Source organism: Micromonospora sicca (assembly GCF_003172935.1).
GTDB lineage: Bacteria > Actinomycetota > Actinomycetes > Mycobacteriales > Micromonosporaceae > Micromonospora > Micromonospora sicca.
Map to the genome: position 1 here is coordinate 26,616 of NZ_QGKS01000169.1, position 13,530 is coordinate 40,145.

Annotated in this window: 7 protein-coding genes; 6 read left to right on the forward strand and 1 reads right to left on the reverse strand. The window is 70.9% G+C overall.

Features of this window, described 5'->3' with window-relative positions:
* Window positions 1-31 precede the first annotated feature (31 nt).
* Genes pglY through DKT69_RS08955 form a run of 6 tightly spaced genes read left to right on the forward strand, consistent with a single transcriptional unit; the run spans window position 32 to window position 12,182 of the window.
* A complete protein-coding gene (pglY, locus tag DKT69_RS08930; RefSeq protein WP_146231013.1) occupies window positions 32-3,790 on the forward strand; it encodes a BREX-2 system ATPase PglY in 3,759 nt (1,252 codons plus the stop codon).
* On the forward strand, window positions 3,787-6,528 hold the full coding sequence (gene pglZ / locus DKT69_RS08935; protein ID WP_146231014.1) for a BREX-2 system phosphatase PglZ: 2,742 nt from the start codon (window positions 3,787-3,789) through the stop codon (window positions 6,526-6,528). Before pglY ends, pglZ begins: the two co-directional genes overlap by 4 nt.
* On the forward strand, window positions 6,525-7,838 hold the full coding sequence (gene brxD, locus DKT69_RS08940) for a BREX system ATP-binding protein BrxD (protein WP_109801108.1): 1,314 nt from the start codon (window positions 6,525-6,527) through the stop codon (window positions 7,836-7,838). Before pglZ ends, brxD begins: the two co-directional genes overlap by 4 nt.
* 14 nt (window positions 7,839-7,852) lie before the next feature.
* Window positions 7,853-9,031 (forward strand): ATP-binding protein, encoded by a 1,179-nt coding sequence (locus tag DKT69_RS08945; RefSeq protein ID WP_109801109.1) that lies wholly within the window; start codon window positions 7,853-7,855, stop codon window positions 9,029-9,031.
* Complete coding sequence (locus tag DKT69_RS08950) at window positions 9,028-10,044, forward strand: ParA family protein (protein ID WP_109801110.1); 1,017 nt, start codon at window positions 9,028-9,030, stop codon at window positions 10,042-10,044. Before DKT69_RS08945 ends, DKT69_RS08950 begins: the two co-directional genes overlap by 4 nt.
* A complete protein-coding gene (locus DKT69_RS08955) occupies window positions 10,044-12,182 on the forward strand; it encodes a DEAD/DEAH box helicase (RefSeq protein WP_109801111.1) in 2,139 nt (712 codons plus the stop codon). The genes DKT69_RS08950 and DKT69_RS08955 overlap by 1 nt, the downstream gene beginning before the upstream one ends.
* Window positions 12,183-12,262: 80 nt before the next feature.
* Here DKT69_RS08955 and DKT69_RS08960 read toward each other — a convergent pair whose 3' ends face one another.
* On the reverse strand, window positions 12,263-12,970 hold the full coding sequence (locus DKT69_RS08960; protein WP_146231015.1) for a hypothetical protein: 708 nt from the start codon (window positions 12,968-12,970) through the stop codon (window positions 12,263-12,265).
* Window positions 12,971-13,530 lie beyond the last annotated feature (560 nt).

Consider the following 13,530-nt stretch of genomic DNA (forward strand, 5'->3'; position numbering starts at 1 on the left):
GCGGTGGCTGGTGATCGGTACGGTGTGCAGCATGTCTTCGCCCACCCCTGCGCCGCTGCTCCGGGAGTTCATCGAGATCCCGGAGCGCACGAGCACGAGTGACTTCGTGCTCAAGCTCGCCGACAGTGTCGCCGATGCCGACGCCACCCTCCGCGACTATGTCGTCACGGACCGGCTGCTCGGTAACTTTGACGAGGCGCTCGGGCTGATCCGCTCCGCGGTCGAAGGCCACGCCTCAAAGGCCGCATACCTGCACGGCTCCTTCGGCTCCGGTAAGTCGCACTTCATGGCGGTGCTGCACGCGCTGCTGCGCGGCGAGGCCGCCGCCCGCGGCCGGGACGAGTTGGCCCCGCTGGTCGCCAAGCACAGCGTCTGGCTGGACGGGCGCAAATTCCTGCTCATCCCGTACCACCTGCTCGACGCCCGCTCGCTGGAGCAGCGGGTGCTCGGCGGCTACGTCGACCGGGTGCGCGCGCTTCACCCCGGCGCCCCCATCCCGGCGGTACACCGCACCGACGCGCTGCTGGACCAGGCCGCCTCGCTGCGGGAGAAGATCGGTGACAAGCAGTTCATCGACGGCCTCCCCGGCGGGGACGCCGAGGACGAGTGGGGCGAGACCGAGACCTGGACGCCCGAGCGCCTCGACCAGGCGTTCGCCGGCGCGTACTCCGACGAGCTGCGCCGCAAGCTCGTCAACGACCTGCTGACCAGCTGGAACAAGGGCTTCTTCAGCAACGCCCGGGAGGATGCCGAGGCGTTCGTCTCGCTCGACCGGGGCCTCACCGAGATCAGCCGGCACGCCAAGGAACTCGGCTACCACGGCCTGATCCTCTTCCTCGACGAGCTGATCCTCTGGCTGGCCAACTCCATCGGCGACCAGCAGTTCGTCTCCCGCGAGATCCAGAAGATCACCAACTTCGTCGAGGGCGGCGACACCCGCCGGCCCATCCCGGTGGTCAGCTTCATCGCCCGCCAGCGTGACCTGCGCGAACTCGTCGGCGAGGAGGTCACTGGCGCCAACGAGCTGAGCTACCAGGACACCCTCAACCTGGCCAGCGGCCGGTTCGACGTCATCAAGCTGGAGGACCGCAACCTTCCGGAGATCGCCCGCCGCCGGCTGCTCAAACCCCGCGACACCACGGCCGCCGCGGCGATCGGCAAGGCCTTCGACGCCACCACCAAGGTACGGCGGGAGGTGTTCGACACCCTCCTCGGCACGGACTCGGGCAGCGGCGCGGACATCGACGCCTTCCGGTCGACGTACCCGTTCAGCCCGGCGTTCCTCTCCACGCTGGTGCACGTGTCCAGCGCGCTGCAGCGCTCCCGGACCGCGCTGAAGCTGATGCGCCAGCTCCTGGTCGACCGCCGGGACACGCTGCGCCTCGGCCAGCTCGTCCCGCTCGGCGACCTCTACGACGTGATCAGCGGGGGCGGGGACCAGCCCTTCACCGAGAAGCTCAAGGCCGAGTTCGAGATGGCCCAGAAGCTCTACGACCTGAAGCTGCGCCCCTACCTACTCGGCCAGTACGACCTCACCGACGACGATCTGGAGGCCGCCCGTCGGGGCACCCCGCTGCCGGGCGACGTGGCCGGGCGGGTCCGCGCCTTCACCGGCGATGACCGGCTGGTGAAGACGCTGCTGCTGGCCGCCCTCGCGCCCAGCGTGCCGGCCCTGCGGAACCTGACCGCCCGGCGGCTCTCCGCCCTCAACCACGGCAGCATCACCAGCCCGATCCCCGGCGGTGAGGTTGCCCAGGTCAACCGCAAGCTCACCGACTGGGCCGGCCGGTTCGCCGAGATCCGCATCGGCGAGGGCGACGACCCGATCGTCTCGCTGGAACTGGTCGGCGTGGACGTCGACAGCGTCCTCGCCACCGCCAAGCACTACGACAACGAGGGCGCCCGCAAGCACATGGTCCAGCGGCTGCTCTGGCAGCAGCTCGGTGTGCCGTGGAGCGACTCGTTCTTCGCCGAGGCCGGGCTGAGCTGGCGGGGCAGCCGCCGCAGCATCGAACTGGTCTACGGCAACGTGCGCGACGTCAACGACATCCGTGACGAGGCGTTCCACCCGAACGACCCGACCGGCTGGCGGATGATCATCGACTATCCGTTCGACGACGGCAGCCACGGCCCGGCCGACGACCGCCAGCGGGTCCAGGACCTGATCAGCCGGACCACCTCCCGCACCGTGTGCTGGATCCCCGCGGCGCTCACCGTGGAACGCCTCACCGAGCTGGGCAAGCTCGTCATCATCGACAAGCTGCTCGAGGGGCAGCGCTTCGACAGCCACGCCGACCACCTCAACCCGGACGACCGGCGCCGCGCGCACGGCGCGCTGACCAACCAGCGCAGCGCGCTGCTCGCGAAGATGCAGGCCGTGCTCCGCCAGGCGTACGGTCTGGCCGGCAAGCAGGCTACCGACGTGGTGCTCGGCTTCGACGACCACCTGCAGTCGCTGACCCGGGCGCTTGAGCCCAAGCTGCCGATGGGCGCAACCTTCAACGACGCGCTGCGCAGCATCGGCGACCAGATGCTCGGCCAGCAGTACCCGGCCCACCCGGACTTCGACCCCGACCGCAAGGGCGACCCGATCCGCCTTGCCGACGTCAAGGTGGTGCTCGACCACGTCCGCCGGGCCGTCGAGTCCCCCGAGGGACGCGCCGAGGTCGACCGTCCGCACCGGCAGACCGTGCGACGCATCGCCAACCCGCTCGGGCTGGGCACCATGCACGAGGCGGCCTTCGTCATCGAGGGGGAGTGGGTCCAGCACTTCCAGCGCAAGGCGTCCGGCGAGGGCATCACCGGCGAGCTGCGGGTGGATGACCTGCTTCGCTGGATCGACGATCCGAGTCCGCGCGGCCTCGACCCGATCGTCGCGCAGCTCGTCGTGGCGACCTTCGCCGAGCAGACCGACCGCGCCTTCTACTTCCACGGCAGCGAGGTGATCCCGGCCCCCGAGCTGGGGAAGATCACCGCGGATCACATGCTCCGCGAGGAGCGGCTGCCCGCCGAGGAGGACTGGCAGGCCGCGCGGGCCCGCTCCGCGGCCATCTTCGGCGTCCAGCCGCTCGACCTGCGGCGGGGCCGGCTGGTGGCGCTCTTCGGCCGCGACCTGACCACCCACGCGAACCGCCACCGGGAAGCGGCTCACGGACTGGTCGCCCGCCTGGAGCAGCACGCGACCTGGCTGGGAATCGACAAGGAGTCTGGCAGCGGACGGCTGGCCACCGCCCGCGCCGCCGCCGACCTGCTGGAGGCACTGGCCAACGGACGGTCGGCGGTGGAGGCCGTCGAACGGCTCGCCCGCGCCGAACTCGCCGGCCCGGCCGACCGGACCGGCAAGAGCATCATGAGCGCCGCGCAGGTCTCGGCGGCGCTCGCCGCCGCGCCGTGGGACACCTTCGAGATCGTCGCCGGGCTGCCCGAGCCCTACGCGGCCGAGGCGGCGGTGATTCTCGCCGAGCTTCGCCGCGTTGCCCAGGCCGACGAGCTGACCGCCCCGCTCGCCCCGGCCCTGCGCCGCGCCCAGATCGACTCCACCGCCCTGATCCGCCGCGCCACCCGAAAGCCGGAAGTCGTCCACGTGCCCGGACGCGACGAGGACCCGGCCGAGATCGTCCATCCGCGCCGCCCGATCGACCAGGACATTCCGGAGGTCGTTGTCGATCAGCCGAGCGGTCGGATCTCGGTGGCGGCCGGCGACCTCGATCGAGCCGTGGAGCAGCTGCGCGCCTTCGCTGCTGACCAGGGCGACGCGACCATCGAGGTGACCTGGAGAATCGTGCCGTGACTCAGGCACCCGCATTATCCCAGGCGCTGCGGATCAACCCGGTGGCGCTGCGGCAGAAGGTGACGCAGCAGCTCGACCGGCACCGCAACGGTGAGGCGTACCCGGTGATGGTCGTGCGCGCCGAGCCGGCCTGGCCGCACGACCCGGCGATGCTGCTGCCCGGCGGACGCCCGGCCCGGGTCGTGCCGTGCGTGTCGCCGCTGGCCATCTGGGAGCACCTCGCCGCCGACCGCGGCGACGAGGTGCTGGTCCTGCTCACCGACATTCCCGAGTCCAGCCTCGGGCACGGGGTGCGGAGCCGGATCTTCCGGCAGCGGGTGATCACCGTCGAGCCCTGGGACCTGGTCGTGGACGCTTTCGGTGCGCAACTGCCCGACAGCGCCCTGGAGCGGGAAGGCTGGGCCGGTGAGGCGCTGCTCGACGCGATGCCGCCCGCCGGTTGGCCGAAGCTCACCACCGCCGTGCTCACCCGCGACGTGGCGCTGCGGCACCTCGCCGCCGTACGCCTGGGTCTCGAGCGCCGGGGTGACAGCCCCGACGACCTGGACGTGACGACGCTGCTGCGGTGGAGTGCCGAGCCGGGCGCGGTCGAGGCGTTCGGGCTGCTCCGGGAGGCGGAGCGCGACGGCCTGGCCGGGTGGCTCATCGAGCAGTTCGGGCGGCCCGCCAAGGCGCTCTTCGCGCTCATCGCCGCCGGGCACGGCGCCGACGCGCTTCCGCTCGGTCTGGTCTGCGAGGCGCTGTGGACCACCGACACCGCCGAGGCGGTGCGGGCGCAGGGGCGGATCGACCAGTACTTCGGCAACCTCAACGACGACGTCACCGTGCACGGCTTCGCCGACGCCGCGGTCCAGGTGGTGAGCGGGATGCTGACCGCGCGCGATCGGGAGTCGCGGCTGCAGGGGAACGCGGTGCTGGACCGGGCCGAGGAACTCCTCGTCCAGTTCAACGCGGCGGCCAGCGCCGGCCACAGCCCGATCCTCCGCACCGGCTTCACCCGGCGGATCACCGCCGCCGCGCAGGCGCTGCTGGCCGCGCTCCGCGACCCGGCCGACCGCGCGCTCGACGACGCGGTCGAAGCGCTCGCCGGGCACCGGCTGGCCGACGTGGAAGCCACCCGGGTCAGCCGGATCCGGATGGCCCAGCGGCTCGTGCGCTGGCTCGGCACCGAGCAGGAGCCGCCGGCAAGTGTGGCCGACGGGGTGGACCAGCAGATCGGCCAGTGGGGCTGGGTCGACGTGGCGCTCCACCACGCCTGGGCCGGCGACGACGCCAACCCCGAGCTGCAGACCGCGTTCCGCGAGATCCACGACCGGGCACAGCAGCGGCGGCGGGACCTGGACCAGGCGTTCGCCGGTCGCCTCGCGGCGTGGGCCACCGCCGGCCCCGGCAACGACGGCGGCCTGCTCACCGTGGAGAACCTCCTGCCCCGGGTCATCGACCCACTGGTCAAGGCCGACCGGCCGGTGCTGCTCGTCGTCCTCGACGGGATGAGCGCCGCCGTCGCCGTGCAGCTCGCCGACGAGCTGTCCCAGCACTGGGTCGAGTACGACCCGCTCGCCGGTTCCGCCGCAGGCCGCCGGCGGGGGATCGTGGCCGCCCTGCCCACCCTGACCGCGGTGTCCCGGACCTCGCTCTTCGCCGGCGCTCTCCGCACCGGCAACCAGGACCACGAGAAGAAGCTCTTCGCCGACGGCCGGTGGGGCAAGGGTTCCCGGATCTTCCACAAGGGGCCCGCCAAGGGCGGAGCCGGCTGGGCGTACGCGAGCGAGCTGGCCGAGGCGGTGGCCGGCGCGGCGCCCGTGGTGGCCGTCGTGATCAACACCGTGGACGAGTCGCTGGCCCACGGCCGCGAAGGCGACGAACCCGGCTGGCAGCTCGACGACCTCGGCTTCCTGCGCAGCCTGCTCGACCAGGCCCGGTCCTCCGGACGCGCCGTCGTCATCACCAGCGACCACGGGCACGTGCTGGAGCGGGGCGGGCAGTACGTCAAGGCCGCCGACGCCGCCTCGGCCCGGCACCGCACCGGCCCCGACCCGGCCGCCCCGGGAGAGGTGGAGCTGACCGGCCCCCGGGTGGTGGCCGACGGCAAGCGGATCATCGCGCTGTGGGACCCGATGCTGCGCTACCGCCCCAGCAAGGCGGGCTACCACGGCGGCGCGTCACTGGCCGAGGTCACCATCCCGCTGCTGGCGTACCTGATGCCGAATGCGACGCGGCCGCCGGCCGGCTGGGCTCCCGTCGAGACCAGTCCACCGGCCTGGTGGCAGGCGTCGGCGACCGCTCCAGTTCCGACTGCCCCCACGACTCCGGTGCCCGCACCCAGGCCGCGACGCAAGGCGCCGGCCGTCACCGGGGACGCGCTGTTCGACGTACCGGAGCTGGCGAGTGCCCCCGCGGCGGCGCCGCCGGCTGGAGAGGGCGATCTGGTGAGCGCGGTGCTGGCCACCGAGCTGTTCGAGGCCCAGCACGGCCTGACCCCGCGGAAGGTGGACCGGAAGAAGATCGAGGCGGCGATGCGCGCGCTGGTCGAGGCCAAGGGTGTGCTGCCGCTGGCCGTGCTCGGTCAGCGGGCCGGTGAGCTGCCCGGGCGGGAGGGTGGATTCGTCAACACCCTGCAGCGGATCTTCAACGTCGACAACTACCCGGTGCTGTCGCAGATCGACGACGGGCGCACCGTCAAACTGGACACCGCCCTGCTGCGGACGCAGTTCGGCCTGCCCGGGGGCGGTCCGTGACCGCCGTGAGCCCGGCTCGGCGGCGGGAGGTCATCGACGCGTTGCGCCGGGGCGCCGTCCCGTCGGCCGGACTGGACCTCTTCGCCGTCGGGCTCGACCGGTTCACCAGCGCGGTGGGGGAGGACCTGGACACGGTCGCCACCGGCGGCTCGGTGTTCAAGGCGGTCCGCGGTGAGTACGGCTCCGGTAAGACCTTCTTCACGCGCTGGATCGCTGAGCGGGCGAAGCGCGCCAACTTCGCCACCGCCGAGGTGCAGATCTCCGAGAACGAGACCCCGCTGCACAAGCTGGAGACCGTGTACCGCCGGCTCACCGAGCGGCTCACCACCTCGACGTTTCCGCCGAGCGCCCTGCGACCCGTCGTCGACGGCTGGTTCTACGCGCTGGAGGAGGATGTCCTCGCGACGGGCGAGGTAGCCGCGGACGATCCGGACGCCCTCGACCGGGCGGTCGGGGTGCTGCTCGACCAGCGACTCGCCGCGGTCAGCCGCACGGCCCCCGCCTTCGCGGCCGCGCTCCGCGGCTACCGGACCGCCTCCCTCGCCGGTGATCCCGCCACCGCCGAAGCCGTCCTGGCCTGGCTCGGCGGGCAGCCGCACGTCGCCGCGTCGGCCCGCCGGGTCGCCGGGGTGCGCGGGGATCTCGACCACTTCGCCGCGCTCAGCTTCCTGCAGGGCCTGCTCGCGGTCCTGCGCGACAGCGGGCACCCCGGCCTGCTGCTGGTCCTCGACGAGGTCGAGACGCTGCAGCGGGTCCGCTCCGACGCCCGCGACAGGGCGCTCAACGCGCTGCGGCAACTCATCGACGAGGTGCACTCCGGCCGCTTTCCCGGGCTCTACCTCGTCATCACCGGCACCCCGGCGTTCTACGAGGGGCCGCAGGGTGTGCAGCGGCTCGCACCACTCGCTCAGCGGCTGGCCGTCGACTTCACAACCGATCCCCGGTTCGACAACCCGCGCGCGGTGCAGATCCGGCTCGCCGGCTTCACCGTCGACTCCCTGGTGGAACTCGGCGGCCGGGTACGCGACCTCTACGCCGACGGATCCGCCGCATCGGGTCGGGTGCGTGGCCTGGTCGACGACGCGTACCTCGGTGACCTCGCCCGCGCCGTCGCCGGGGGATTGGGCGGCAAGGTTGGCGTGGCACCGCGGCTGTTCCTCAAGAAGCTGGTGGGGGACGTGCTCGACCGCGTCGACCAGTACGCCGACTTCGACCCGCGGCAGCACTACGCACTGACCCTCTCGGCCACCGAGATGACGGACGTGGAACGCAACGCGACCAGCGCTGACGCGATTTCGCTCGACCTGTAGGACAGAATCAGATCATGAGCACCGACCTCGCCTTGCTCCTCGGCACGCAGGAGACCGCCGCCCTCGAGTTCAAGCGAGAGGCTACGGATCGGAACGCCATTCGCAAGGCGATCTGTGCTCTCGCGAACGACCTGCCGGGCCTTGGCGGCGGTGATCTCATTATCGGTGTCGATGCCAATGGCCGTCCGGCCGGCGCAACAGACACGTCTGACGGCGCATTGCTGAAGATCACCGAGTATCGCGATCAAGGCCTGATTCTCGACCGGCCGTCGATGGTCGTCAGTGCCGGTCTGTATGAAGGGATGCCGGTAATCCGTGTAAGGGTGAATGCGTCCCACACGCCGCCGGTGCGCTTCGACAACGTCGTATATGTCCGGCCAGGCCCGTCCACCCGGCGTGCCACCCGGGACGACGAGCGAGTGCTCTCCGAGCGGCGGCGGTCCTTCGAGGCACCCTTCGACGTCCGCCCGGTGCCCGGAAGCACCCTGGACGACCTCGATCTCAACCTGTTTCGGACGGAGTATCTCCGCCAAGCCGTCGACCCTTCGGTGATCGAGGAGAACCACCGGTCGATCGAGCAGCAGCTGGCCTCGCTCCGGCTCGCCGACGTGGACGGCACGCCGACCGTGCTCGGCCTCCTGCTCGTCGGTCTGGATCCGACCAACCGCATCCCTGGGGCGTACGTCCAGTTCGTCCGCTACGAGGGGACGGACGTCGGAGGATCGGTGCTGGACGAGCAGGAACTCCGGCTGAACGTCATCGACGCGGCCGAGCGGCTTGAGACTCTGCTCAAGGGTCACCTCCGGACGCGACTCGTCGAGGTGAGCGGCTTCCGGGAGGAGTCCCGACCAAACTATCCGATCGACGCTCTTCGGGAGGTGTGCATGAACGCGATCATGCACCGCAACTACGAATCGTCGAATGCTCCGGTCCGAGTCGTGTGGTTCGACGACCGCATCGAGGTGACCAATCCCGGTGGGCCGTTCGGACAAGTCCGGGCAGACAATTTCGACCGAGTCAACGACTATCGCAATCCGTCCCTGGCCGCCGCGATGAAGTCCGTCGGATACGTCAACCAGTTCGGCAGGGGCATCGGACGGATCAGGGCCGCACTGACGCGCAACGGCAACCCGCCACCGGAGTTCGTCGTCGACGACGCCTCCTGGACTGTGACCGTACGGAGTGCGTCGTGATCTCCGTCGCCCTGTTCAACAACAAGGGCGGCGTCGGCAAGACCACCCTCACCTACCACCTCGCGCACATGCTGCAGCGTCTCGGGCACCGGGTCCTCGCCGTCGACCTCGACCCGCAGTCGAACCTGACGGCGGCATTCCTCGACGAAGAGGATCTGGAACAGGTGTGGCGGGAGCCGAACGGTGTGACGGTCTCTCCCGGCGAGAGCGGCCAGGCGCCCACCGTGGCCGCGGCGGTCAAACCGATCATGGAGGGGATGGGGGACATCCGCCCCTGCGAGCCGGTTCCGATCGCGGAAGGACTCTGGCTGCTCGCCGGTGACCTGACCCTCAGCTCCTTCGAGGATCGGCTCAGCGAGGCGTGGCCCAAGGGCTTCACCGGCGACCCCGCCGCGCTGAGGACCACCACCGCGTTCCATCGGATCCTGCAGACGGCAGGCCGCGAGGTGGACGCCGACATCGCCCTGATCGACGTGGGTCCGAACCTCGGAGCGATCAACCGCGCGGCACTGCTGGCGGCCGACACAGTGCTCGTACCGCTCGCCGCCGACTTGTTCTCGCTGCGGGGTCTGCGTAATCTCGGGCCGACGCTGAGGATGTGGCGGCGCACATGGCACCACAAGGTCATGCCCGACCTGCCGCCGGGGATCGAAGCACCGGTGGGGCGGATGCGTCCGCTGGGCTACGTCATCATGCAACCGACCATGCGCCTGGACCGCCCCGTGAAGGCGTACCAACGTTGGCTGGACCGCATCCCCGAGGTCTTCGCCACGTCCGTGCTCGACGAACCGGGCAGCGGCGTGACCAGGAAGGCTTACGAGATCGCCACGTTGCGCAATTACCAGAGCCTGATGCCGTTGTCCCACGACGCGCGGAAGCCGATGTTCGATCTCCGATCGGCCGACGGTGCTCTGGGCAGCACGCAGACCCTGGTTCAACGCTGCTACCAGGACTTCCGATCGCTGAGCGAGAAGCTGTTGCAGCGGCTTGACGACATCCGCGCCAGCAGCTGATGGCCGGGGCCGACCTGCTGCATCCGGTGGTGCTACACCATGTAGTGAACTCGTTGCAGTGGCCGGCGTTGCGGCCATTGCAGGAGGCCGCCGTCCAACCGCTGCTCGACGGCGACGACGCTCTGCTCCTCGCCCCGACGGCGGGCGGCAAGACCGAAGCGGCGATGTTCCCGCTGCTGTCCCGAATGGCCGAGGAGAACTGGGCGGGCACGTCGCTGCTCTACGTCTGCCCGCTCAAGGCCCTGCTCAACAACCTCCTTCCTCGGCTGGAAACGTACACCGGGTGGCTGGGGCGCCGCGCTGCGCTCTGGCACGGTGACGTGACCATGGGCCGGCGGCGGAAGATCCTCCGCGACCGACCGGACGTGCTCCTCACCACCCCCGAGTCCCTGGAGTCGATGCTGGTCAGTGCCACCGTCGACCACGACGAGTTCTTCCGTGGCCTGCGGGCCGTCGTGGTCGACGAAGTGCACGCGTTCGCCGGCGACGACCGCGGATGGCACCTGCTGGCCGTACTCGAGCGGCTCAGCCGGGTCACCGGCCGGCCGGTGCAGCGCATCGGCCTCTCGGCGACGGTCGGTAATCCCGACACGCTGCTGACCTGGTTGCAGGGGTCCGGTCGCGGGCAACGGCCGGCGCGGGTCGTCGCGCCCGAGATTGCCGCCGCTCCAGCCGTGTCCGTCGCCCCAGCCGTGTCCGTCGCCCGGCCTGCGGGCGAGGTCGAGTTGGACTACGTCGGCTCGGTGCACAACGCCGCGAAGGTCATCGCCGCCCTGCACCGCGGCGAGAAGCGGCTGGTGTTCTGCGAGTCCCGGGCGTTGGTCGAGGAACTCGGCCAACGGCTGCGGGCGCTTGACGTCACCACCTTCCTGTCCCACGCCTCGCTCTCGGTGGACGAGCGGCGTCGCGCGGAGGTGGCGTTCGCGCAGGAACGGGACTGCGTCATCGTGGCCACCAGCACCCTCGAGCTGGGGATCGACGTCGGCGACCTCGACCGCGTCATCCAGGTCGACGCCCCGCGCAGCGTCGCGGCCTTCCTGCAACGGATCGGCCGGACGGGTCGGCGGCCCGGCAGCAGCCGGAACTGTCTCTTCCTCGCGCTGGACGGTGACGGGCTCCTACAGGCGGCCGGGCTGCTCCACCTCTGGGCGCAGGGCTGGGTCGAGGAGGTGGTGCCGCCGCCGGAGCCGCGGCACATCGTCGCCCAGCAGATGTTGGCGCTGTCGCTGCAGCAGCATCGGGTCGGGGATCAGCTCTGGGTGCAGGAGTGGAACGGGCTGGCGCCGTTCGACAAGACCGCCGACGTCATCGTGCGGCATCTCGTCGACCAGGGCTACCTCGACTCGGACTCCGGCATGCTCTTCATCGGACCGGAGGCGGAGGCGCGCTTCGGCCGTCGGCACTTCATGGACATGCTCGCGGTGTTCACCGCGCCGCCCCAGTTCACGGTGCTGTCGGGGCGTACCGAGATCGGGCGTACCGACCCGGCGCTGCTCACGGCGAAGGTTCAGGGTCCCCGGCTGCTGTTGCTCGGCGGGCGGAGCTGGCGGGTCACCTACATCGACTGGAAGCGGCACCGGTGCTTCGTCGAGCCGGCAGAGGGCGGCGGGAAGGCGCTCTGGATGACCGGCGGGGTGCCGCAGGGACGCTCGTACCGGATGGTGCGGGCCATGCGGGATGTGTTGCTCGGTGCCGATCCGCCGGTCGCGCTGACCGGTCGGGCCGCAAACCGGCTGGCCGGCCTGCGCGAGGAGTTCGGTGCGCTGGTCCATCCGGGCGGCACGCTGGTGGTTCGGGAGAGTGACGGCGAGGTGCGGTGGTGGACCTGGGCGGGCTTCCGGGCCAACGCCACGCTGATCTCCACGCTGAGTGAGCTGGCCGACCCGACCCAGCGGTACGACGACGCCTCGATCCGGCTGCGCCCCGACCTGAGCCGGGAGATGGTGCGTGCGGCAAAGGCGGACGCGGCCGGACGGGTCTGCCTGCCGGACGTCAACGAGAAGGCCCTGGATGGCCTCAAGTTCAGCGCCGCCCTCCCGCACCGACTGGCGGTTGCCACCCTGGCCACGCGTCTGGCCGATGTGCCCGCGGCTCAGGCCGTCCTTGCCGAACCGGTACGGACGGCATACTTGCCTTAGCGCTCACGGGCGGGTGATCAGGGAAGCGAGGTCCAGGGTGACCCGGCGGATAGCCCGGTCGTTGCCAGCGCCCTGTCGGTCTAGAAGATGTCCCCGTCACGCAGTGTCCTGCGGAGCAGTTCTTCCATCCGCTGCAGGGCGGACTTCAGCTCCGTCGCCATCCGCCGCCGCACGTCGCCGGCCACGTTCTCGCTGGTCGTCCGGGCGGCTTCGTCCGCAGCCGCAGGGTCGGCGAGGTTTTCGATGACGGCCACCCACTGCCGGCCGAGCTGGTCGGCGTACCTGGCTCGCCTACGGTCCACCTCGAACTCGCCGTCGAGCTTGACCAACTGTTCCCAGTACGGCAGGACGGCCTTCCTGACGCGCTCGTCAACGTCCACCCAGACATGGGGCTGACAGGTGACCATCGTGTCACCCACCTTGTACCGCCACCGGCCGGTCTCCGACAACGCCCGCTGCAGCTCGACCTCCAGCTCCGCCGTGCGCAGCGCGGTGAAGTGGGAGGCGTGCTCGGCCGCGAGGATCGTCAGCCTGCGGATGGCGGCCGGCATGTGGTAGTGCGCGTAGCTGAGCAACGCCTCCCGGCGGAGGGTCTCCGATGACCAGACGCACCGGGCGTGGATGTGGAAGTTGAACGCCCGGCCCTGACCCGACACTCGGATCGGTACCGCGGTGTCCAGTCGTTCGGTCAGCGGTCCCGGGGCCGGTCCCGGGGCCGGGGAAGTCGCTCCCGACACGGGCCCCGTCTCCCGCAGGGCGTTGATCACGCCCCACAAGAACTCCTTCACCTTCCGCCAATACGGCAGAGTCTGTCCCCAGAGCTCCAGTGCCCGGTGCGCCAGGCCCCGCCAGCGGTCATCCGAGCTCGACGCGGTGCCGGAGGCGTCGGTCGTGTCGCTCGTCGCCTCGCGCGGATCCGCTCCACTGCGGCCGCTCGGCTCTCCCGCTTCCGGCGACGACGGGGCCGGCTCCTGGTCGGAGGTGTCGCGTGCGGCAGCGTCGTCGCCATCCTTCGTGGGCGCTGCCGGGCCGTCGTCCATGCTCCACGGTAACCAGGGGATGACCGATTTGTCGGCCGTGACGTCCGTGCCGTGGCGCGGCGTCCGAATATTCCGACAAATGTCCTTTCGCCGTTACGGCCAGCGATCGACCGTGGCGCATGTGTGGATGTTCGGCCCATCCCCCGGTCCACTGTGACCTGGTCGGATGGCAGGACGGACATCGCCGTTCGACGACAGGAGGGACCGTGCGCACACCATCCCGTGCGTTGACTGGGACCACCGCGCTGCTACTCGCGGCCGGACTGGTCCTGACCGCAGGAGCTGGCGGCCAGGCCGCACCCCGGGAA